This is a genomic window from Frankia sp. CeD (genome assembly GCF_000732115.1).
Taxonomy (GTDB): Bacteria; Actinomycetota; Actinomycetes; order Frankiales; family Frankiaceae; genus Frankia; species Frankia casuarinae.
In genome coordinates this window covers 1-23,356 of record NZ_JPGU01000018.1, presented here as the reverse complement: position 1 = coordinate 23,356, position 23,356 = coordinate 1, and the positions used below count along the sequence as shown (strand labels likewise).

Below are 23,356 nucleotides of genomic sequence, written 5' to 3'. Positions count from 1 at the left end.
GACCATTCGCGCGATCTGGCGGGGGCGGCCCGGTGGTCTGGGCGGCGCCACCAGCCGATGGAAAAAGCCGGGCAGACCCCGGGAAGCTGGGACGACCTGACAGCGACTGGAAGCCGGCCGGCCGTGCTGCCGGCTGCGCTCGGCCGCGGACGGTTCGAGAAACCGGGCTCCGCGGACGAATCGCTCATCCAGGCGAAGCCCCTCGAACGGGTCCTGATGCCGCGACGCCATGCTAGCCACGGTAAACCCGGCACCACGACTACGGCGCGCGTTCCACGGAAAGATCACCTGGATCACGTCCCCACGCCACCGCTACCCGTACCCAATCGATCGCCTACCGTTGAGATCGCCCGCAGCTACCCCTGGTAAACCCCATCCAGCCCAGGTAATCCACGGCAACCCGAGGAACACCCCGGACCACCGAAGGCCCCCACGACTCCCCCCGCAAAATCGCCGAAGGTGCCTTTGCGGAGACCCCACACGGTGGCGAAGCCACCGTGTGGGGAAGGGGTCAGTCGCTGCTGATGCTTACGGCCCTGGCGTAGGAAGCGCCGATGATCTTCGCGATCTCGGCCAGGATGTCGGGGGCGACCGCGTCGTCGAGCGACAGCGACATCAACGCCTCGCCGCCGGCCTGCAGGCGGCTGACCTGCGCACTGGCGATGTTGATGTGCGCCTCGCCGAGCAGGGCACCGACCGCGCCGACGATCCCCGGCCGGTCCTCGTAGCGGAAGAACGCCAGATGCGCCTCGGGCCGGATGTCGACCTCGAACCCGTCGATCGCGGTGATCTTCTCGACCTGCCGCGAGCCGACAAGCGTGCCGCTCACCGACACGGGCGTGCCGTCGGCGAGGACTCCTCGCACAGTCACGAGGTTGTGATAGTCGGGGCTGTCCTCGGCGGTCTCCAAGGCCACGTCGACCCCGCGCTCCTTGGCCAGCAGCGGCGCGTTGACGTAGGTGACCTGCTCCTCGGTCACGTCGGTGAACACACCCTTGAGCACCGCGAGCTGCAACACCGAGACGTCGTGCACGGCGATCTCGCCACGCACCTCGACAGTGATCGCGGCGGCCAGGCTGCCCGCGAGGCCGGAGAAGAGCTGCCCGAGTTTCTCCGCGAGCGGAAGACCCGGCCGGAGGTCCTCGGCCACGACGCCACCGGCCTGCACGTTGACCGCGTCGGGCACGAACTCGCCCTGCAGCGCCAGCCGCACCGAGCGGGCGACGGCGAGCCCGGCCTTGTCCTGCGCCTCCTGGGTGGACGCGCCAAGGTGGGGGGTGACGACGACGTTGTCGAGCCCGAACAGCGGGGAGGCCGTCGTGGGCTCCTTGGCGAAGACGTCGATGCCCGCACCGCCGACCTGACCGGAGCGGACCGCCTCGGCGAGCGCCGCCTCGTCAACGAGGCCGCCGCGCGCCGCGTTGACGATGATGACACCGGGCCTGGTCCGGGCCAGCTCGTCGGTGCCGATCAGACCGAGCGTCTCCGGCGTCTTGGGCAGATGGATCGTGATCACGTCACTCTGCCGAAGCAGCTCGTCGAGGTCGACGAGGGTCACGCCGTGCTGCGCGGCACGGGCCACCGACACGTACGGGTCGTAGGCGATGACCTTCATCCCGAAGCCGGCGAGCCGCTGCGCCACGAGCACGCCGATCCGCCCGAGGCCGACGACGCCGGCCGTCTTCTCCACGAGTTCGACACCGACGTACTTCGAGCGCTTCCACTCGCCGCCGCGCAGTGCCTCGCTGGCCGCGGGAACCCGCCGGGCGACGGCGAGCAGCAGCGCGATCGCATGCTCGGCCGCACTGACGATGTTCGACTGCGGCGCGTTGACCACCATGACACCGCGCTGGGTGGCGGCGGCGACGTCGACGTTGTCCAGCCCGATGCCGGCCCGGGCGACGACCTTGAGCTTTCCCGCGGTGGCGAGCACCTCGGCGTCGATCTTGGTGGCCGACCGGACGATCACGGCATCGACGTCGGCGATGGCGGGCAGCAACGCGGACCGGTCGGCACCGTCAACGTGACGAACCTCGAAGTCCCCGGACAGCACCTCCAGCCCGGCCGGTGAGAGCTCCTCGGCAACGAGTACGACAGGCACTGGACCTCTCCTAGCGACCTCGGGTCAGACCGGGAGGCGACGCGGAACGAGGCGTGATCACGTGGCCTTCGGCCTGGCGATGATGAACGTGGATACTGCGGACACCGCACGAGGCGGCGGGCCCAGCCTACCGACGCCCGCCGTGGACTCCGAGCCCTTTCCGCCGACCGACGGCGACGGCGTGCCCGGCACCCGGACGGGGACGGCCCGCACCCGGGGACGGCGGCAGCGCACCACGGCCGCCCCCGAGAGGGCACGATCCGCCCGACGACCCGCGGGACCTACCTGGCGATCCAGAAATCAGGCGATCCAAGACATCATCGGCCGGAGCTTCGCGCCGACCTGCTCGATCGGGTGCTGCTTGCCCTCCGCCACGAGCTTGGTGAAATTCGGCCGACCGTTGTCGTCTTCGGCCACCCACTCGCGAGCGAACGCGCCGTCACGGATCTCGTCGAGGATCTTGCGCATCTCGGCCTTCACGGCGGGGGNGATGACGCGCGGGCCACGCGTGACATCGCCGTACTCCGCGGTGTCCGAGATCGAGTACCGCATCTGGGAGATGCCGCCCTCGTACATCAGGTCGACGATGAGCTTGAGCTCGTGCAGGCACTCGAAGTAGGCGACCTCCGGGGTGTAGCCCGCCTCGACGAGGGTCTCGAAGCCGGCCTGCACGAGCGCGCTGGCGCCGCCGCAGAGCACGGCCTGCTCGCCGAACAGGTCGGTCTCGGTCTCCTCGGTGAAGGTGGTCCTCAGCGCACCGGCCCGGGTGCCACCGATGCCCTTGGCGTAGGCCAGCGCGACGGCCAGCGCGTTGCCGCTCGCGTCGNCCNCCNCCGCGACGAGGACGGNANCNCCCTTNCCCNCCNCNAACNCCCGCCGCACCAGGTGACCCGGCCCCTTCGGAGCGACCATGAACACGTCGACGCCGGCCGGCGGCTCGATGAGCCCGTAGCGGATGTTGAAACCGTGCCCGAACGCCAGCGCCTTGCCCGCGGTGAGGTGCGGGGCGATGGACTCCGCGTAGATCGTGCGATGGGTGGTGTCCGGAGTGAGCAGCATGATGATGTCGGCCTCGGCGGACGCCTCCGCCGGAGTGAGGACCCGCAGGCCCTCTTCCTCGGCCCTGGCCCGGCTGCGGCTGTCCGCCGGCAGGCCGACCCGCACGTCGACGCCACTGTCGCGCAGGTTCAGCGCGTGCGCGTGGCCCTGGCTGCCGTAGCCGATGACGGCGACCTTACGGTCGGCCAGGACGTCCAGCGAGGCGTCGTCGTCGTAGTAGATCTCGACCATCGTGGGGAATCTCCTCGTTGAGTGGATGGGAAAAAGACGCGCGACGGTCCCGGTCAGGCCGGACGGTCGACTGCTCGCAGGCTGCGATCGGTGANCGAACGCGATCCGCGGCCGAGTGCCACCAGGCCGGACTGGACCAGTTCCCGGATTCCGAACGGCTCCAGCATGCGGATGAGGGCGTCCAGCTTGTCGCGGGTTCCCGTCGCCTCGATGGTGACGGCGTCCTGGGCGACGTCGACCACCTTGGCACGGAACAGGGCGACCGTCTCGAGGACCTGGGATCGCACCGACAGGTCGGCGCGCACCTTCACGAGCATCAGCTCACGTTGCACCGAGGCGGAGGTGTCCATCTCGACGATCTTCAAAACATTGATCAGCTTGTTGAGCTGCTTGGTCACCTGTTCCAGCGGCAGGTCCTCCACGACGACGACGATCGTCATCCGGGAGATGTCAAGCTGCTCGGTCGGCCCGACCGCGAGTGACTCGATGTTGAACCCGCGCCGGGAGAACAGGCCCGAGACCCGGGCCAGCACCCCGGGCTTGTTCTCCACCAGCACGGACAGGGTATGGCGGGTCATCAGATGTTCACCTCGGCGTCGCCGGAGTAGTCGAAGTCCGGCGCGGTGTCGCGCGCGATGCGGATGTCGTCGTTGCTGGCGCCGGCGGCGACCATCGGCCACACCATGGCGTCGGGATGCACGACGAAGTCCACCACGACNGGGGCGTCGTCGATCGCCATCGCCTTCTCGATCGTCGCGTCGACATCCGCCGCCGTCTCGCAGCGCAGCCCGACGCAGCCCAACGCCTCGGCCAGCCGGACGAAGTCGGGCACCCGCACCCTCCTGGACGCCCCTGAGCCCCGCCCAGACGCCCCTGCGCCGCCGGTCCGCGGGGAGTCCGGGTGCGTCCCGAGCTCCGTGTTGGAGTACCGCTTGTCGTAGAAGAGGGTCTGCCACTGGCGGACCATGCCGAGCGACCCGTTGTTGATGACGGCAACCTTGATCGGGATTCCCTCCAGCGCGCAGGTCGCAAGCTCCTGGTTGGTCATCTGGAAGCAGCCGTCACCGTCGACGGCCCACACCGTGGCGTCGGGGCGGCCGACCCTGGCGCCCATCGCGGCCGGCACGGCGTAGCCCATCGTGCCGGCGCCGCCGGAGTTCAGCCAGGTGTAGGGGTTCTCGTAGGAGATGAACTGCGCGGCCCACATCTGGTGCTGCCCGACGCCGGCGGCGAAGATGGTCTCCGGTCCCGCGATCTTCCCGAGCCGCTCGATGACGTACTGCGGGGCCAGCGAGCCGTCAGCCGGCTGGTCGTAGCCCAGCGGGTAGGTCCGGCGCCAGCCGTCCAGCGTCCGCCACCAGGCGGCGAGGTCCGGCCGCTCCTCCAGGACGAGCGCGGCGACGAGCTCGTTGATCACATCACGGCAGTCACCGACGATCGGTACGTCCGCGGTCCGGTTCTTGCCGATCTCGGCCGGGTCGATGTCGGCGTGAATGACCGCGGCACCGGGCGCGAAGGAGGACAGCCTGCCGGTCACCCGGTCATCGAAGCGGGCCCCGAGAGTGATCAGCAGATCCGCCTTCTGCAACGCGGTCACCGCGGCGACCGACCCGTGCATGCCGGGCATGCCCAGGTGCTGGGGATGGGAGTCGGGGAAGGCGCCGCGGGCCATGAGGGTGGTGACCACCGGGATGCCGGTGAGCTCCGCCAGTGTCCGCAGCTCCGCGGCAGCGCGGGCCCTGAGCACTCCCCCACCGATATAGAGCACCGGACGCCGGGCAGCACTGATCATCTTCGCCGCCTCCCGCACCTGCTTGCCGTGCGGGCGGGTGACCGGACGATAACCGGGCAGGTCGAGAGCCGGCGGCCAGACATCGTGCGGCAGCACGGAGGTGGCCGACTGCAGGATGTCCTTGGGCAGGTCGACGAGCACCGGTCCGGGCCGGCCCGTCGCCGCCAGGTGGAACGCCTCCGCGATGATCCGCGGGATGTCGTCGGCGGACTGGACCAGGAAGTTGTGCTTGGTGATCGGCAGGGTGATGCCGCAGATGTCCGCCTCCTGGAAGGCGTCGGTCCCGATCGAGGGACTGGGGACCTGCCCGGTGACGGCCACGATCGGCACCGAGTCCATGTAGGCGTCGGCGATCGGAGTCACCAGGTTGGTCGCCCCCGGCCCCGACGTCGCCATGCACACCCCGACCCGCCCGGTGGCCTGCGCGTACCCCTCGGCCGCATGACCCGCGCCCTGCTCGTGCCGGACAAGGACATGTCGCACCCGGGTGGAGTCGAACAGTGGATCATATGCGGGCAGGATCGCGCCGCCGGGGATGCCGAAGACCACATCGGCTCCGACCGCTTCAAGGGAGTGGACGAGCGACTGGGCTCCGGTGATCTCTCGTGTCATCTGGTCGTCTTCCTTGACAGGCCGGGGATGTACGTGGCACGTGGCAATCTCGGCTGGCACTGCGGGACCGGCGGGACCNGGCCCNCCGGGCACGGCTCTGCCAGCTGAGCACGACCACGCAGGCTTGGCACGAGGCAGTGCTCACTGCACGAAAAAGCCCCTCGTGCCGAGGCACTGAGGGGCGGCGCACAGGTCGACGTCGTCGACTATGCACGCTCTGAGCGTACGAGAATCCCGAGATGCACGGTTCTACCCTGCCGGAGTTCCAGCCCCACGTCAAGCATCGCCGGGCACCGGGTCCAGCCGGGCACCGGGTCCAGCCAGGTCATTGCCCGCCGGAGCCGGGCGCACCGATCTGGCCACCGTCCAACGCGGTGAGGAACCTGGCCGCGACCGGCGCGGCCGTCTCCGNGCCGAAGCCGCCGTCCTCGACGACCACCGCGAAGGCCACGTCGCCCCGGTAGCCGACGAACCACGCATGGGTCGGCGGCGGGTTGCCGTCCTTGTACTCGGCGGTGCCGGTCTTCCCGAAGACCTCGCCGGGCATCGGGACCTTCGCGGCGGTGCCCTCGGTGACGACCGCCCGCATGAAGTCCCGCAGCGGGGGCAGCACCACGGGCGGGATGGGGTTGCTGCGCGCCGACTGGCCGACGACGAACGGCTGGTGCCAGGTACCGCTCGCGACCGCCGCGGCGACGCTCGCCATCTGCAGCGGGGAGACCTCGATGCGGGCCTGGCCGATCGACGCCGACGCCGACTCGACCGCGTCACGCGGGGTCGGGAAGGTCCCCCCGACGCTGGCGATATCCAGCGGTGGTCGGCCGTCGAAGCCGTAAAGCTGGGCGGCCTTCTCCAGCGCGCCGTCCGGGAGTGACTCCTCCAGCCGGATGAACGCGGTGTTGCAGCTCCTGGCGAACGCGGTCCGCAGCGGGATGGGGCCGAACTGCTCGGACTCGGCGTTCTGGAAGGTCCGACCGCCGACGCTGACCGTCTGGGTGCAGTCCAGGGGCATGTCCGGCGCCTTGCCGTTCATCAGCGCGGCGGTGGCCGTCACGATCTTGAAGGTGGAACCCGGTGGGTACTTGCCCCGGACAGCCCGGCTCGACCCGCTGGGCGGATGGTTGGCCAGGGCCAGGATGGCGCCGGTACGAGTGTCGATCGCGACCATCGCCCCGGTCGGGCGGGCCGCGGTGGCCAGGGCCGCCTCGGCGGCCTGCTGGACCCGCAGGTCGATCGTGGTACGGATCGCCTCGCCGTCGGTCATCGGATAGGTGTGCAGCGTCTGCACGGTCGCGTTCTTCGCATCCCGCACGACGACCGCGCCGCCCTGCGCCCGCAGCCGGTCGTCGTACNCCNGCTGCAACCCGGACAGCGGCGCCGTCCGACCGACGAGGTTGCCCGCCAGGTCGGAGGAGTCCCGTAGGGGCTGGCCCGCCACGTCGAGCAGGTCCCCCCGCTTACCGGTGGAGGCGGTCCGGTCCAGGTGCAGCCCTGGGCGCAGGGCCGGATGCACCGAGACCGGATCAGCCTTCACCCGCCACCCGCCGCCGGTCGAGACGAGATGCAGCGCCCCGGTGTACTCCAGCGGCGTCGGCAGACCAGAGAGCGTGAGCCTGGCCAGGTACGGCACGGTCGCCGTCTCGCCGCTGCGGCTGATCGCGCCCGGGGTAAACGTAGCCGCTGTGACGAGCAGGCGGTCACGCACCTCGGCCATCGTGCCCACCAGGCGCGCGACGTCGATGCTCCCGGGCGTGGAGACGGCGGCGACAGCCGCGGAGCCGGGGGTCGCCGTCCCACCGGAAGTCGTCAGCGTCCGCCAGCCGGCCAGGTAGGAGTCGGCCGCAGCCTGGACCTTCCGGTCGGCGGCGCGGTCGGCGGCGCGGTTGTTCAGGACGTAGCCGACGCCGCCGGCGACGGCCAGCAGGACGACGACGACCGCGACGATGATCGCCGTCCGGCGGCCCCGACCCCGACGGCGGGAGGTTGACGCGGTGAAGCCGGAAGGTGTAAGGGGCACGGCGGCACGCTCTCCCCTCGATCGTGACACCCCGATGGGAGACCCACCCTATGGAGGCCTCCGGCCCTTCGCATCCGACGCGCCGTACGACGTCGGCAACCCGACACGCGGGTCCGACACGGCGGGAGAACGTGGTCCTCCCGAGCTCGGATCACGGAGAGGCAACCCACGGCGCGGGGGACGGCGGCGACCGGTCGGACGTTTCTTGAACGAATGGCGCTAAAATCTGCGAATCATCTTGAATACGACAAATCGGGGATCGGCCGGGAAACCGAAGGCCGGGAAGCCGAAGGCCGGGAAGCGATGTCAGGAGACGCCGAGGCGCTCCAGCAGCAGTCGCCGCACGGCCGCCGCGTCCGCCTNGCCCTTCATCGCCTTCATCACCGCGCCCACCAGCGGACCGACGGCGTTCACCTTGCCACCGCGGACCTTCTCGGCGATGTCGGGGGCACCGAGGAGCGCCGCGTCGACGGCCGCGGTGAGCGCGCTGTCGTCCGCGACGATCGCCAGCCCACGGCCGGCGATCACCTCGTCGGGCGTGCCCTCACCGGCGAGCACCCCGTCGATGACCTTGCGGGCCAGCGCGTCGGTGAGCTCGCCCGCGGCCACCAGCGCGGTGATCCGGGCGACGTCGGTCGGGGTGATCTTAAGATCGCGAGGCTGGAGACCGGCGTCCGAGGCGCGCCTGGCCAGCTCGTTGAGCCACCACTTGCGGGCGGTCGCCGGGGCCGCGCCGGCGGCGATGGTCTCCTCGACCAGGTCGAGGACCGCGGCATTGCGCAGGTCCTGCAGGTCCCGCGCGGTGTAGCCGTGCTCGGCGATCAGCCGGGCCCGGCGCGCCGCGGGCAACTCCGGCAGGCCGGCCCGCAGCCGCTCGACGTATTCCGCGGGCAGGGCCAACGGGGTGAGGTCAGGCTCCGGGAAGTACCGGTAGTCGGTGGCCTCCTCCTTGGAGCGACCCGACGAGGTGCGGCCCGACGCCTCGTCGAAGTGGCGGGNCTCCTGGNTGATGCGCTGGCCGTCGTCGAGCAACGCGGCCTGCCGGGTGGTCTCGTAACGCACCGCGCGTTCCACCGACCGCAGCGAGTTGAGGTTCTTCGTCTCGCTGCGGGTGCCGAAGGGAGCGTCCGGGTCGCCGGGCGCCGGCCGCGGGCGCAGCGAGACGTTGGCGTCGCAGCGCAGCGATCCCTGCTCCATCCGGACGTCGGAGACCCCGAGCGCCCGGATCAGCTCCCGCAACTCGTCCACGTAGGCCCGGGCCACCTCGGGGGAACGCACGTCCGGTTCAGTCACGATCTCCACGAGCGGGATGCCGGCCCGGTTGTAGTCGACCAGCGAGTGGGTGGCGCCGTGGATGCGGCCGGTGGCGCCGCCGACGTGCAGCGACTTGCCGGTGTCCTCCTCCATGTGCACCCGGGTGATGCCCACCCGGTGCACCTCGCCCTCGACCTCCACGTCGAGCCAGCCGTTCGTGCACAGCGGCTCGTCGTACTGGCTGATCTGGAAGTTCTTCGGCATGTCGGGATAGAAGTAGTTCTTGCGCGCGAACCGGCACCACGACGCGATCTCACAGTGCAACGCGAGTCCGATCATGACCGCGAAGCGCACCGCCGCCTCGTTCACCACCGGCAGGGAACCCGGCAGCCCGAGGCACACCGGGCAGACCTGCGTGTTGGGCTCGGCACCGAAGGCCGTCGCGCAGCCGCAGAACATCTTGGAAGCGGTGCCGAGTTCGACGTGCGTCTCCAATCCGATCACCGGCTCGTAGCGGGCCAGAACGTCGGAGTAGGACGGCAGCGCGCCGGCGGGAGCCACTGTGCTCACCGGATGAACTCCTCATGGGTCGCTGGGTGGGCGGGTGTCGCGGACGTGCACGTAGGTGAGGAACACCGCGGCCGGTAGGCCGAGCACTCCCCAGACGAGCAGGACCGGGTTGAGCGTGGCGATGCCGAGACCCAGCACCAGCACGGTGAGCAGCCACACCACGCCCACCAGGAACCGGTCCTGCCGGCCGCTGCGCAGACTCACCATCGCCGTTTCCTTCCCTNCCCTCGCGGTCGGCGGCCCGTCACCGCGGCCGCCACACCCGGAACACGGATGACCCGCGAGAGCGCCGGGCGCCCGCTCACAGCGCCGGGACCTCGTCGAGCAGCGGATGGCCGCGTCCGACGTCCAACGCCTCCTCCAGCGCCCCGCCGACCCGGTAGAGCCGGTCATCGGCGAACGGCGGCGCCATGATCTGGATACCCACCGGCAGCCCGTCCACGAGCCCGGACGGCAGGCTCATCGCCGGGCCGCCCGCGAGGTTGGACGGGATCGTGCACAGGTCCGACAGGTACATGGCCACCGGATCGTCGACCTTCGCGCCCAGCGGGAAGGCCGGTGTCGGGGTGGTGGGCGAGACCAGGACGTCGACCTGCTCGAACGCGGCGGTGAAGTCGCGGCTGATCAGCGTACGGACCTTCTGCGCCTGGCCATAGTAGGCGTCGTAGTACCCCGAGGACAGGGCATAGGTGCCCAGGATGATCCGCCGCTTCACCTCCGGGCCGAAGCCGGCTTCGCGGGTGCGGCTCATGACCTCCTCGGCCCCGGCCCGACCGTCGTCGCCGATCCGCAGCCCGAAGCGCATCGCGTCGAAGCGAGCCAGGTTCGACGAGCACTCGCTGGGCGCGATCAGGTAATAGGCGGGCAGCGCGTAGCTGAAGTGCGGGCAGCTCACCTCGACGACCTGGGCGCCCAGGCCCGTCAGCGCCTCGACCGCGGCGGCGAAGGCGGCCTCGACCCCCGGGTCGTATCCGTCGCCGGCGAACTCGCGGACCACACCGACCCGCATACCGCGGATGTCGCGCTGCCGTGCCGCCGCCACGACCGCGGGAACCGGCGCGTCGACGCTCGTGGAGTCCAGGGGATCGTGGCCGGCGATCGCGGCGTGCAGCAACGCCGCGTCGGTCACCGTGCGGGCCAGCGGGCCGGCCTGGTCCAGCGAGCTGGAGAAGGCGACCAGCCCGTAGCGGCTGACCCCGCCGTAGGTGGGCTTGACCCCGACCAGACCGCAGAGGGCGGCCGGCTGACGGATGGAACCGCCCGTGTCGGTGCCGAGGGCAAGCGGCGCCTCGAAGGCGGCGACGGCCGCGGCGCTGCCGCCGCTGCTGCCGCCGGGGATGCGGGTGACGTCCCAGGGGTTGCGGGTCGGCCCGAACGCCGAGTTCTCGGTCGACGAGCCCATGGCGAACTCGTCCATGTTGGCCTTACCCAGCAGGACGACGTCCGCGGCCCGCAGCCGGCTCACCACCGTGGCGTCGTACGGGGGGTGCCAGCCCTCGAGGATGCGGCTGCCGCAGGTGGTGGGCATCCCTCGGGTGGTGAAGACGTCCTTGAGCGCCAACGGCACCCCGGCGAGCGGCCCGAGGCGCTCCCCGGCCGCGCGCCGGTCGTCGACCGACCGGGCCGCGGCGAGCGCGCCGTCGGCGTCCACGTGCAGGAAGGCGTGGACGGTCTCGTCAACCTTGGCGATGCGGTCCAACGCCGCCCGGGTCGCCTCGACGGCACTCAGCCTGCCGACGGCGATCGCGGCCGCCGTCGCGGCGGCGGACAGGCGCACGACGTCAGTCGTGCCGGGAGGTGTCGGGTTCTCCGTCATGTTCTCCGTCATGCGGGCGGCGACCTCATTCGTCCGGATCGAGGATGCGGGGCACCCGGAACCGCCCGTCCTCGGTGGCGGGGGCACCGGCCAGGGCCTCGGTGACGGGCAGCGACGGGCAGATGGTGTCCGGCCGGAAGACGTTGGTCAACGGCACGGCGTGGCTGGTCGGCGGGATGTCCCCGGCGGCGATCTCGGAGACCCGGGCGACCGCGGACAGGATCGCCTCGAGCTGCGGTGCCAGCGCGTCGAGCTCGTCGTCGGTCACCGACATCCGCGCCAAGCGGGCGAGGTGAGCCACCTCGTCCCGAGTGATCGCCATGGCGTGTGGCCCCTTCGTGGGCGGTGGGCGCGGGGCCCGTGACTGGTCCTGGGCGCCGCGACGGATGCGGGAACCGGAACCGGGAGAGGCCGGATGCACCCCTGGGGCGCCCCGGGCGGACGGTCCCGGACCGGACGCATCGCCGCGTCGACGTGATGTCATCGTACGGGCCGCGGCGGGACCCCCGCGGACGCCGCCCCCCGCTGCTCTCCTGGCCCAGGCTGCCCTTCGGGGTTTCCGTCACCTCACCTGCGGCGAGGTTCCTGTGCTGTGGTCCTGGGGGAGCCGCCGGCCGGGCGGGGACGTTATCTTCGCGTGACCGGCCGGCCATCCCGCCGACATGCTCTTTGCGCATGCTCAGCTACATGTCGTATCTGCTTCGCCTCGTGCTGCCGGACCGCCCGGGAGCGCTCGGCGCGGTGGCCACGGCCCTGGGCAGGGCGAGCATCGACATCGTCAGCATCACCGTCATCGAGCGCACCGCCGACGGAGCCGTGGACGATCTGCTCGTGCTTCTGCCACCGGGCGGCCTCGCCGATCGCGTCCTCACCGCCGCTCATTCGGTTCCAGGCGTGATCGTCGAGTCGCTTCGGCCGTTTCTCGCCGACGGGGGCGGTATCGGCAACGACCTCGACCTGGTGGACGCCATGACCGATCGGCCGCACGACGCCGTGGCGACCCTGACGGACCTCGCGCCCGGCGTCTTCCACGCCGACTGGGCGATGCTGCTGGAGCACGTCGGGCCGGACGACGTCCGGGTCCGGGAGACCTCGGTGGGCGCTCCGGCCCTCGGCGGGGACGATCTCGGTGTCCCCGAACGGGTCCGGTTACCCCTGCCCTGGCTGCCGCTGGAACGGGCGCGGCGGATCGGGGCCGAGGATGGCGCCTTCCCGCCTCGCTGGCGGGCGGTCAGCATGGAACTCGCCGCGGCCCCGGTCGGCGGCGACCGGTTGGTGATCCTGGTCGGGCGGCCCGGCGGCCCCCGGTTCCGCTCCTCCGAGATCGACCGACTGGCCCATCTGGCGGGCATCGCCGCGAGCCTGACCAGGACGGACCGTTTCTGAGCGGGGGATCCTCCCCCGGGTTATTCCACCGGGGTCTCGGCCTTCTCGGGACCGTCGGCGGGAACGGCGAGCTTGCTGGCCGCGTCGACCCCCTGCGCCAGCAGAACGGCGAATCCGGCCTCGTCCAGCATGGGGATCCTGAGACTGCGCGCCTTGTCGTACTTCGAGGCCCCCGGATCCGCGCCGACGACGACGGCGGTGGTCTTCCTGCTCACCGAGCCGGTGACCTTGCCGCCGCGCGCCTCGACCGCCTCCTTGGCCGAGTCGCGGCTCCAGTCGGTGAGCGTGCCGGTGATGACGACGGTGACGCCGTCGAGGGGACGTGGGCCCTCCTCCGCGCCGACGTCGGCGAGCCGTGCCCCGCCGGCGGCGATCCTGGCGAGGATGTCGCGGTGCCGTTCATCGGCGAACCAGTCGAGCACCGCGCCGGCGATCTTCGGACCGACCCCTTCGACCGCGGCGAGGTCCTCGGCCGACGTGGCGGCGATCGCTTCCAGCGACCGCAGTTCCCGGGCCAGCGCCCGCGCCGCCGTGGGCCCGACGTGGCGGATCGACAGGCCGACCAGCAGCCGCCAAAGCGGCCGGTGCCGCGCGGCCTCGACCCCCCGCAGAATCTGGTCGATTTTCTTCTGCGCGAACCCGCGCAGCCCCTCGAAGGACTCGGGCGTCAGGTGGAAGATGTCGCCGATGTCACGCACCCGGCCCGCCTCGAGCAGGGCGGTCGCCGTCTCGTACCCGAGCCCGTCGATGTCCATCGCCCCCCGGGATGCGAAATGGAAGATCGACTCCCGCAACTGCGCGGGACAGGAGACGGTGTTCGGGCAACGGATGTCGACCTCGCCCTCGGGCCGCACCAACTCGGTGCCGCACTCCGGGCAGCGCGTGGGCATCACGAAGGCCCGCTCGGAACCCTCTCGCAGGTCGACGACCGGGCCGACGATCTCCGGGATGACGTCCCCGGCCTTGCGCAGGACGACCGTGTCCCCGATGAGCACCCCCTTGCGACCGACCTCGTCGATGTTGTGCAGGGTCGCGAGGCCCACCGTGGACCCGGCGACCAGGACCGGCTCCAGCTCCCCGAAGGGGGTCACCCGGCCGGTGCGGCCCACGTTCACCCGGATATCGCGCAGCTTGGTCGTGACCTCCTCCGGCGGATACTTGTAGGCCACCGCCCAGCGGGGGGACTTCGAGGTGGAGCCCAACCGGCGTTGCAGGGCGAACGAGTCGACCTTGACGACCACTCCGTCGATCTCGTGCACCACGTCGTGGCGCGCGTCGCCCCACCGGTGCACGTAGTCGAGCACGCCGGGCACCGTCGCCAGGACCTCGAAGTGGGTGGCGACGGGCAGCCCGAGCTCCGCGAAGCGGGCATAGGCCGCCGACTGGGACGTGACCTCGAAGCCGCGCTGCGCGCCCAGGCCATGGACAATCATCTCCAGCGGCCGGGTGGCGGTGACCCGGGGATCCTTCTGCCGCAGGGATCCGGCCGCGGCGTTACGCGGGTTCGCGAACGGTTTGCCCCCCACGGCCACCAGCCCGGCGTTGAGCTCGGCGAACTTCGCGGTCGGGAAGAAGACCTCGCCCCGCACCTCCAGCAGCCCGGGCACCCGCGGCCCGCGCAGCCGTACCGGCACGCTCGCCAGGGTGCGGATGTTGGGGGTGATGTCCTCCCCCGTCCGGCCGTCGCCGCGCGTCGCGGCACGCACCAGGTAACCATCCTCGTAGACGAGGTCCACGGCAAGCCCGTCGATCTTCAGCTCGCAGAGCCAGGCGTCGACCTCGCTTTCCCGGGCCACGCGCGCCGCCCACTGGTGGAACTCGTCGTCGTCGAAGACGTTTTCCAGGGACAGCATCCGTTCGAGATGCTCGACCGGGGTGAACAGGGTCGAGTAGGAGCCGGCCACCTTCTGCGTCGGCGAGTCCGGTGTGCGCAGGTCGGGATGCCGCTCCTCCAGCGCGGCGAGCTCCGCCATCAACCGGTCGTACTCGGCATCGGAGATCGTCGGGGAATCGAGCACGTAGTAGCGGTACGCGTGCTCGTCGAGCTCGCGGGCGAGGCTGGCGGCGCGGGCCCGCTCGNCCGCCGAAGCCGCCGCCGAAGCCACGCCGGATTCGTCGGCCGTACCGGCCGTCGCGCTCACGACGGTGCGTCGACCAGGACCCGCCCCGCCTTCCGGCAGTGGCGCATCACCGTCCTGGCATCGTCCGTTCCCAGGCCCGCCAGGCCACATGTCGGCGTCACGGCGACCACCTCTCCGAGCTGCTCGGGCCGGAATCCCAACCGGCGCCACAGTGCGATGACGGGTTCGACCGTGCGGCGGACATCCGACAACTTCGGTGCGGCCAAGACAGCCCGTCCGGCTGCACCAGCCCGTCCGGCTGCACCAGCCCGTCCGGCTGCACCAGCAGGTGCGGTCGGTCCAGTCGGTCCTGTCGGTCCTGTCGGTCCTGTCGGTGAAATCGGCGCGGCCGGTGAAATCGGCCTGGTGGGGACGAGGCCCGCCATCAGCCGCACTCCGGCCTCCACGATCTCGCCGACGGCGTCGTCCTCGGCCCGGGTAAGCGCGGTGACGTCGAGACCGACGAAGTCCACACCCGCCGCGCGCAACGCCGCCAGCGGCACCGCGGGAGCGCAGCAGTGCACCCCGACTCCGACGGTCGCCGGCAGCGCCCGCAGGCCACCGAGCAGGATCCGCAGCCGCTCCACAACCAAGCCCTCCTCGACGGCGGGCAGCACCGAGAACCCACTCGGAGTGCGGATCCGGCCCGCGAGCACCGCCGGCAGCGACGGCTCGTCGAGCTGGACCAGGATCCGCGCCCCCGGGACCCGCTGGGCGATCTGTTCGACCTGTTCGACGAGCCCCGCGGTCAGTGCGTCGGCGATGTCACGGGTGGCGCCGGTATCCGACAACGCCTTGTGCCCGCGGGGAAGCTCCAGCTCGGCAGCCAGCGTCCACGGGCCGGTCACGGCAATCTTGAAGGATCCCGCGTAGTCGGCGGCGACCTCCGTCAGCGCGTCCAGGTCGCGTTCGAGCAGATCCCGTGACCGGCGCAGGTCCAGGCCGGGTCGGGGAACCAGCCGCCAGCCAGCCGGCTGAAGGTCCACCGGCATGTCGACGAGGATCGCCGCCGCCCGCCCGACCATCGCACCCCCGGCTCCCCTGGCCGGCAGTTCTGGCAGATGCGGCAGGTCCGGCAGCTCGTCGAAGACCAGCTTGACGGCCTGGGCCGCATCCGTTCCCGGCAGCGAGCCCACCCCGGTGGCCGCGCCGGGCGGCCACATCCGTGCAGCGTCAGTACTCATGTCTTGACATCCTCCGGGAGTCCGCGGGAGATCCCCGGCCACGCCCGCTCCACGCCCGCTCCGTCAACGGCCCGCCGACCGGGCGCCCAGCTAACCACCGGTGGTGCGGATGTGCCCTCCGCCAAGCACCCGGTCACCGTCGTACAGCACCACTGCCTGGCCTGCGGCCGTGCCGCGGACCGGCGTCGTCAGCGTCACGACGAGCTCCTCGTCGCGCGCCTGCGCCACCGCCGGTACCACCCCGCCGTGCGCCCGCACCTGGGCCAGGCATGACACGGCCCCCTCGTGCGGCCAGACGGCCCGGTCCGCCACGAGCCGGCGCACGTCGAGCGCCTCGGCCGGTCCGACGGTGACCGTCGACGTCACCGGGGAGATGTCCAGCACATAGCGCGGCCGGCCGTCCGCGGCCGGCCGCCCGAGCTTCAGCCCGCGACGCTGACCCACGGTGAAGGCGTAGGCGCCGTCATGGTGCCCGAGCGTCTGCCCGGTCGTCGCATCGATGACCGGACCCGGCCGCGGGCCGAGCCGCTCGCGCAACCAGCCACCGGTGTCCCCGTGCGAGATGAAACAGATGTCGTGGCTGTCCGGCTTGTCCGCAACGGCAAGGCGACGCTCGGCCGCCTCTACCCGCACCTGGGCCTTGGTGGAATCCCCGAGCGGGAACCGCGCGGCGGCGAGCTGCTCGGGACGCAGCGTTCCCAGGACGTAGGACTGGTCCTTGTCCGGATCCACCGAGCGGCGCAGGGTGCCGTCCGGATCGAGCCGGGCGTGGTGCCCGGTGACGACGGCCTCGAAGCCGAGCGCGAGGGCCTTGTCGAGTACGGCCGCGAACTTGATGCGCTCGTTGCAGCGCACGCAGGGGTTGGGCGTGCGACCGGCCGCGTAGGACTCGACGAACTCCTCGATGACGTCGGTCTCGAACCGGTCCGCGAGATCCCAGACGTAGAACGGGATGCCGAGGATATCGGCGGCCCGCCGGGCGTCCCGGGCGTCCTCGATGGTGCAGCAGCCGCGGGCTCCGGTCCGGTCCGACTCCGGCGAGCGCGACAACGCCAGATGCACCCCGGTGACGTCGTGACCGGCGTCAACCGCCCGGGCGGCGGCGACGGCGGAGTCGACCCCGCCGGACATCGCGGCGAGCACCCGCATCAGACCATCACCTCCCCGAATCTCCGCCGAACCTCAGGGAACCACGTGGACGGGAGCAAGGCATCATGGGCATCGCCTCTCAGGTGCCGCTCATGCTGCCGCTCGTGCCGGCCAGCGCCCCCGCGCGGCTCGCCCGCTCGACGACCGGCCCGATCGCCGCGACCAGCGCGTCGATGTCGCAGGCCCGTGAGGTGTGCCCGAGGGAGAACCGCAGCGATCCGCGGGCGTGTGCCTCATCCACTCCCATCGCGAGCAACACGTGCGACGGCCTCGCCACTCCAGCGGAGCAGGCCGAGCCGGTGGAACACTCGATCCCCCGGGCATCGAGCAGCATCAGCAGCGAGTCTCCCTCGCAGCCGGGGAAGGTCAGATGGGCGTTTCCCGGCAGCCGGTGCGGTCCCGGACCGCCGCCGTCCCCACCGCCGCCGTCCCCACCGCCGCCGTCCCCGAGCAGCGGGGCACCGTTGAGCACCGCCTCCGGGACCTCCGCCCGGACCCGGCGCACCAAGTCGTCACGCAGGGCCGCCAGCCGGACGCTCTCCTGCGGCGCCTCGGCGCATGCCCTCGCCGCGGCCGCCGCGAACGCCGCCACCCCGGCCGTGTTCAACGTTCCGGACCGGATGTCGCGCTCCTGACCGCCGCCGTGGGTCAGCGGCTCCATCGCCAATCCCCGGCGCACCACCAGGGCACCGACACCGATCGGCCCCCCGATCTTGTGCGCGCTGACCGTGATGGCGTCGGGGCCCTCGTCGGTGACGGCGATCGGGATCTGGCCGAACGCCTGCACCGCATCGGTGTGGAAGGGCACGCCGTGACGGTGCGCGATCGTCGCGAGCTCGGCGATCGGCTGAACGGTGCCGACCTCGTTGTTCGCCCACATCACCGACACGACGGCCACCGAGTCCGGATCCCGTTCGAGGGCGGCGGCGAGGGTGTCCGGCCGCACGGTTCCCGCGGCATCGACCGCGAGCAGCTCGACCTCGGCATCCTGCGCCCGGCCGAGCCAGTCGACGGTGTCCAGGACCGCCCGGTGCTCGACGGCGCTGACCAGCACCCGCCGCCGGCCCGGTTCGGCCCGGCGGCGTGACCAGTACAGACCCTTCAGGGCGAGGTTGTCACTTTCGGTACCGCCTCCGGTGAACACCACGTCGGACGGACGGGCGCCCAGCACTCCGGCGAGTGTCTCGCGGGACTCCTCGACGATGCGGCGGGCACGGCGGCCACTGGCATGCAGCGACGAGGCATTGCCGGNATCGGCGAGCACCGCGGTGTACGCGGCGAGCGCTTCCGGTCGCATCGGCGTCGTCGCCCCGTGGTCGAGGTAGGTCACAGCTCTAGAGGGTAGTCGCGGACGGGCCGAACACCGCGCGATCAGAAGTCGCCGGCGGCCCGGCGCAGATCGGTCAGCAGGTCGATGAGTCTGCGCACCCCGCCGTCACCCAGCCCGGGATCGGCGAAGACGGTGTCGTTGAGCTTCTCGGTCGCGGCCATGGCAGTGNCCCGNCCCTCCTCGGTGATCTTCGCGAGAATCGCCCGCCGGTCCGTAGGATGCGGGGTACGCCGCACCTGCCCCCTCGCCTCCAACCGGTCGACCGCGCTGGTGACGCTGGTCGGATNGACCTGCAGCCGACTTCCGATCTTGTTGAGGGGCAGCGCTCCGGACCGACTGAACATCAACAGCATCAGCAGCTCATAGCGCGCGAAGGTCAGATCGAGGGGGCGCAGGACCTCGTCAACCCGGGCGAGGACGATCTGCTGCGCCCGCATCAGGGAGGTGACCGCTGCCATGCCGTCCGCTGCCGCCCCCCAGCCGTGGGCGGTCCAGTGCCGATGGGCCTCCGCTATGGGGTCGGTTGGCAACGGTTTCGGGGTGGCCACGACTTGTCGACGCTCCTGCACTTCATGGGACGGTTCCCGCCCAACCTGGCAGCCGGGGACCGTCGCGGCGGGCAGCGTCCATTGCACCCCAGGACGGACGCGCTGGCAAAGATTCATGCGTACCCGGAGATTGCCGCGGCGCCCAGCGTACCGACCAGCGTAACGCCGATCGACGTAACGGCGGGCGCCNCCCNGGGNATAATCANACGTTACGTCGATACTGCCCNCCCNCGTCGAAGAATGCCTGGGAGATCTGCCCGAGGGAGCAGACGCGGACCGCCTCCATCAGCGCCGCGAACGTGTTCCCCCCGCTCCTGGCGACCTCCCGCAGATGTTCCAGGGCGGCGCCCGCCTCGGCGCCGTGCCGGCGGTGGAACTCCTCCAGCCGAGTGAGCTGAGATTGCTTCTCCTCCTCCGTGGCCCGCGCGAGCTCCATCGGGCCTCCCTCGGCGTCGGGATCGGTGCCGGCCGACTCCGGCCGCAGGAACGTGTTCACCCCGATGATCGGCAGGGTGCCGTCGTGCTTGCGCCGCTCGTACAGCATCGACTCGTCCTGGATGCGTCCCCGCTGATAGCCGGTCTCCATCGCGCCGAGTACACCGCCGCGGTCGCTGATCCGCTCGAACTCGGCGAGCACCGCCTCCTCGACCAGGTCGGTCAGTTCATCGACGATGAACGATCCCTGCAGGGGATTCTCGTTGGCGGCGAGTCCCCATTCCTGATCTATGATCATCTGAATGGCCAACGCGCGGCGGACGGAGTTCTCCGTAGGAGTCGTCACAGCCTCGTCGTACGCATTGGTGTGCAGGCTGTTGCAGTTGTCGTAGATCGCGCACAGCGCCTGCAACGTGGTCCGGATGTCGTTGTAGGCCATCTCCTGTGCGTGCAGCGACCGACCCGAGGTCTGTACGTGATACTTCAGCATCTGCGACCGGGGGGCGGCACCGTAGCGCTCCCGCATGGCCACCGCCCAGATCCGGCGGGCCACCCGCCCGATGACGGTGTACTCCGCATCCATCCCGTTGGAGAAGAAGAACGACAGGTTCGGGGCGAAATCGTCGATGCGCATCCCTCTGGCCAGATAGGCCTCGACGTAGGTGAAGCCGTTGGCCAGGGTGAACGCGAGCTGACTGATGGGATTGGCGCCGGCCTCGGCGATGTGATAGCCGGAGATCGATACCGAGTAGAAGTTCCGGACCGCGTGTTCGATGAACCACTCCTGCACGTCCGCCATCGCCCGCAACGCGAACTCGGTGGAGAAGATGCAGGTGTTCTGCCCCTGGTCCTCCTTGAGGATGTCCGCCTGCACGGTGCCACGGACCGTGGCCAGCGTGCGGGCCCGGACCTCGGCGGCCTCGTCCGTGCTCGGCTCCCGGCCGTGCTCGGCGCGGAAAGCGTCCAAGCGCTGGTCGATCGCGGCGTTCAGGAACATCGCCAGGATCGTCGGCGCCGGGCCGTTGATGGTCATCGAGACGCTGGTCGACGGATCACACAGATCGAACCCGGCGAACAGGACCTTCATGTCGTCCAACGTCGCTATCGACNCGCCCGACGTGCCGATCTTGCCATAGATGTCAGGCTGAGACGCGGGATCGCGGCCGTAGAGGGTCACCGAGTCGAAGGCGGTGGACAGCCGGGTCGCAGGCGAGCCGGCGGAGAGGAAGTGGAACCGGCGGTTGGTCCGGAAGGGGTCACCTTCACCGGCGAACATTCGCGCCGGGGCCTCCCCGGCGCGTTTGAACGGAAAGACGCCGGCGGTGAAGGGGAAGTACCCTGGCAGGTTCTCACGCCGCAGGAAGCGGATCAGGCGAGCGTCGTCGTCGATGGCGGGTACCGCCACCCGCCGGATCAGAGTCCCGCTGAGTGTGGTGCGCACCAGCGGGGTGTGGATCTCGGTTCCCCGGACGAGATAGGTCATCTTCTCGCCCTGACGTTCCTCGACGATCGCCGGCCATTGCGCCAGGAGCTCCCTCGTCCAGGGGGCCAGGGCGGCTTCGGCCTCGTCGCGCAGCACGGCGAGGGTGGTGGGTTCCGCCGGCGCCGGGCCCGCGCTGGGGTTGGCGCCGGCCAGTGCCGCAAGGGCCGTCGTCAGATGCTCACGACGGCGGGCCAGCAGCGCCTGACGCTCGGTCTCGGCGTGATAGCCCCGCACCGTCTCGGTGATCTCGGCCAGATAGCGTATCCGGGCGGACGGAATGACCGTGGTCAGACCGGTAGAGGTCCGCCCGCGCACCAGGTGCAACGAGCCGGACACGGTGTGCAGATCGTGTTTGCGTAGCAGCCCGACGAGGTGCTGATACAGGGCGGTCACCCCGTCGTCGTGGAACCGGGCGGCCGAGGTGCCGAAGACGGGCATATCCTCCCAGGACTGGTCGAACGCCTGCCGGTTGCGCACCAGTTGCCGGGCGACGTCACGCCGGGCATCCTCGGCGCCGCGCCGCTCGAACTTGTTCACCGCCACCACGTCGGCGAAGTCCAGCATGTCGATCTTCTCAAGCTGTGAGGCCGCACCGTACTCGGGTGTCATCACGTACAGCGAAACATCGCAGAACGGAACGATCGCCGCGTCACCCTGCCCGATGCCCGGCGTCTCGACGATCACCAGATCGAAACCGGCCGCCTGGCAGGCTTTGATCACATCCGCCAGGGGAGCCGGAACCTCACTGCCCCCCGTGCGCGTCGCCAGGGACCGGAAGAACACGTTCCCTGCCGTGCCATCACCCAGGGAGTTCATCCGGATGCGGTCACCGAGCAGTGCACCGCCGCCCCGCCGACGGCTGGGGTCGATGGCGAGCACCGCGATCCGCAGGCTGTCGCCCTGGTCGAGGCGGAAGCGCCGGATCAGCTCGTCGGTGAGCGAGGACTTTCCCGAACCACCCGTGCCGGTGATACCGAGGACCGGAACCCGCGGGTGGCGGGCGGCCTCGTCCTGCAGCGCCGCCGCGAGCCGCGGGTCCCGGCCCGCCTCGAGCACGGTGATCGCCCGGGCGAGCGCGCCGTGCTCACCAGCCGCCACCGCATCGAGCTTCGGCCCGTCCTCCGTCAGATCGACGTCACAGGCCTCGATGATCATATTGATCATCTTTGCGAGACCGAGCCGCTGCCCGTCCTGCGGGGAGAAGATGCGCGCGACCCCGCGCGCGTGCAGCAGGTCGATCTCCGCCGGCAGGATCACCCCGCCGCCGCCGCCGTAGACCCGGACGTTGCCGGCTCCGCGCGCACGGAGGCGCTCGATGAGGTAGCTGAAGTACTCGACATGCCCGCCCTGATAGGACGACAGGGCGATCCCCTGGGCGTCCTCCTGGATCGCGGCGGTGACGACCTCCTCGACGCTGCGGTCATGCCCGAGATGGATCACTTCGGCGCCCTGCGCCTGCAACAGGCGACGCATGATGTTGATCGCCGCGTCATGCCCATCGAAGAGTGAGGCCGCCGTCACGATCCGGACCGGATGAGCTGGTGTGTGCAGCGTGGCGGCCGGCTCGTGCCGGTTGTCGGAGGACATCGCGTCGGAGGACATCGAAGCGGCTCCCGGGGACGATGTGGCGGGCGGAGATACCTAGAACACTTGGCTTCCCGATAGTAGGACATCCATGTAATAGATGCCACCACGGCCAAGGTGCTGAAGCGGGTGCTGCCAGCCAGTAGTCGGAAAATACGCGTATACGAGTGTGGGGCTGTCTCCCTAGGGAGACAGCCCCACACTCGTATACGTCCGGCGGCGTCCTACTCTCCCACACAGTCCCCCATGCAGTACCATCGGCGCTGAAGAGCTTAGCTTCCGGGTTCGGAATGAGACCGGGCGTTTCCCCTTCGCCAAAACCACCGAAACACTATCCAGATATACCAGCCGAACCGGCCGTACACCCGAGAACCGCACAGTGGACGCGTAGCACCTTCGAAGACAAGCCCTCNGCCTATTAGTACCGGTCAGCTCCATGCGTCACCGCACTTCCACCTCCGGCCTATCAACCCGATCATCTAGTCGGGGGCCTTACCAGGCTACCCTGTGGGAGACCTCATCTCGAAGCAGGCTTCCCGCTTAGATGCTTTCAGCGGTTATCCCTTCCGAACGTAGCCAACCAGCCATGCCCTTGGCAGAACAACTGGCACACCAGAGGTTCGTCCGTCCCGGTCCTCTCGTACTAGGGACAGCCCTTCTCAAGTCTCCTGCGCGCGCGGCGGAT

15 protein-coding genes, 2 rRNA genes and 1 pseudogene are annotated in these 23,356 nt (G+C 70.6%); 1 reads left to right on the top strand and 17 read right to left on the bottom strand.

The window, feature by feature from the left end; genetic code table 11:
• Positions 1–511: 511 nt before the first annotated feature.
• The 9 genes and pseudogenes from serA to gatC all read right to left on the bottom strand — a co-directional run bounded on the left by serA (position 512) and on the right by gatC (position 11,774).
• Positions 512–2,101: a phosphoglycerate dehydrogenase gene (serA, locus tag CED_RS11855; RefSeq protein WP_011438013.1), complete on the bottom strand. Its 1,590-nt coding sequence runs from the start codon at positions 2,099–2,101 to the stop codon at positions 512–514.
• Positions 2,102–2,401: 300 nt separating this feature from the next.
• Positions 2,402–3,391 (bottom strand): annotated as a pseudogene (gene ilvC, locus CED_RS11850) (ketol-acid reductoisomerase).
• 53 nt (positions 3,392–3,444) lie between these two features.
• Positions 3,445–3,969, bottom strand: coding sequence for an acetolactate synthase small subunit (gene ilvN, locus CED_RS11845; protein ID WP_035910532.1), 525 nt, complete (start codon positions 3,967–3,969; stop codon positions 3,445–3,447).
• A complete protein-coding gene (locus tag CED_RS11840) occupies positions 3,969–5,795 on the bottom strand; it encodes an acetolactate synthase large subunit (RefSeq protein ID WP_011438016.1) in 1,827 nt (608 codons plus the stop codon). The genes ilvN and CED_RS11840 overlap by 1 nt, the downstream gene beginning before the upstream one ends.
• Positions 5,796–6,120: 325 nt before the next feature.
• Positions 6,121–7,812, bottom strand: a complete 1,692-nt coding sequence (locus CED_RS11835; protein WP_035910529.1) for a penicillin-binding transpeptidase domain-containing protein — start codon at positions 7,810–7,812, stop codon at positions 6,121–6,123.
• A 306-nt stretch (positions 7,813–8,118) separates the two neighbouring features.
• Entirely contained in the window at positions 8,119–9,636 is a 1,518-nt protein-coding gene (gene gatB / locus CED_RS11830; RefSeq protein WP_035910527.1) for an Asp-tRNA(Asn)/Glu-tRNA(Gln) amidotransferase subunit GatB, read from the bottom strand.
• A gap of 12 nt (positions 9,637–9,648) precedes the next feature.
• Entirely contained in the window at positions 9,649–9,843 is a 195-nt protein-coding gene (locus tag CED_RS11825; protein WP_011438019.1) for a hypothetical protein, read from the bottom strand.
• Positions 9,844–9,937: 94 nt separating this feature from the next.
• The gene (gene gatA / locus CED_RS11820; protein WP_011438020.1) at positions 9,938–11,464 is read right to left on the bottom strand and encodes an Asp-tRNA(Asn)/Glu-tRNA(Gln) amidotransferase subunit GatA; all 1,527 of its coding nucleotides are present in this window, start codon (positions 11,462–11,464) and stop codon (positions 9,938–9,940) included.
• Positions 11,465–11,477: 13 nt separating this feature from the next.
• Positions 11,478–11,774: an Asp-tRNA(Asn)/Glu-tRNA(Gln) amidotransferase subunit GatC gene (gatC, locus tag CED_RS11815; RefSeq protein ID WP_011438021.1), complete on the bottom strand. Its 297-nt coding sequence runs from the start codon at positions 11,772–11,774 to the stop codon at positions 11,478–11,480.
• A gap of 353 nt (positions 11,775–12,127) precedes the next feature.
• On the opposite strand from gatC, the gene CED_RS11810 reads away from it, so the two are divergent.
• The gene (locus CED_RS11810) at positions 12,128–12,838 is read left to right on the top strand and encodes an ACT domain-containing protein (RefSeq protein WP_011438022.1); all 711 of its coding nucleotides are present in this window, start codon (positions 12,128–12,130) and stop codon (positions 12,836–12,838) included.
• A 20-nt stretch (positions 12,839–12,858) separates the two neighbouring features.
• Here the strand turns inward: CED_RS11810 and ligA are convergent, their stop codons facing one another.
• The 8 genes from ligA to CED_RS11770 form a co-directional block, all read right to left on the bottom strand.
• The gene (ligA, locus tag CED_RS11805; RefSeq protein WP_035910523.1) at positions 12,859–14,979 is read right to left on the bottom strand and encodes an NAD-dependent DNA ligase LigA; all 2,121 of its coding nucleotides are present in this window, start codon (positions 14,977–14,979) and stop codon (positions 12,859–12,861) included.
• Positions 14,976–16,142 carry a methionine synthase gene (locus CED_RS11800; protein WP_035910521.1) on the bottom strand — a complete coding sequence of 389 codons (1,167 nt, stop codon included), beginning with the start codon at positions 16,140–16,142 and terminating at the stop codon, positions 14,976–14,978. The genes ligA and CED_RS11800 overlap by 4 nt, the downstream gene beginning before the upstream one ends.
• Before the next feature lie 90 nt (positions 16,143–16,232).
• A complete protein-coding gene (gene mnmA, locus CED_RS11795; RefSeq protein ID WP_011438025.1) occupies positions 16,233–17,291 on the bottom strand; it encodes a tRNA 2-thiouridine(34) synthase MnmA in 1,059 nt (352 codons plus the stop codon).
• Between the two features lie 79 nt (positions 17,292–17,370).
• Positions 17,371–18,621 (bottom strand): cysteine desulfurase family protein, encoded by a 1,251-nt coding sequence (locus CED_RS11790; RefSeq protein ID WP_035910518.1) that lies wholly within the window; start codon positions 18,619–18,621, stop codon positions 17,371–17,373.
• A 41-nt stretch (positions 18,622–18,662) separates the two neighbouring features.
• Positions 18,663–19,169: a MarR family winged helix-turn-helix transcriptional regulator gene (locus CED_RS11785; RefSeq protein ID WP_035910515.1), complete on the bottom strand. Its 507-nt coding sequence runs from the start codon at positions 19,167–19,169 to the stop codon at positions 18,663–18,665.
• 202 nt (positions 19,170–19,371) lie between these two features.
• Positions 19,372–22,689, bottom strand: a complete 3,318-nt coding sequence (gene icmF, locus CED_RS11780; RefSeq protein WP_035910513.1) for a fused isobutyryl-CoA mutase/GTPase IcmF — start codon at positions 22,687–22,689, stop codon at positions 19,372–19,374.
• 193 nt (positions 22,690–22,882) lie between these two features.
• Positions 22,883–22,999, bottom strand: a 5S ribosomal RNA gene (gene rrf, locus CED_RS11775).
• A gap of 70 nt (positions 23,000–23,069) precedes the next feature.
• Positions 23,070–23,356, bottom strand: a 23S ribosomal RNA gene (locus CED_RS11770); the annotation flags it as partial.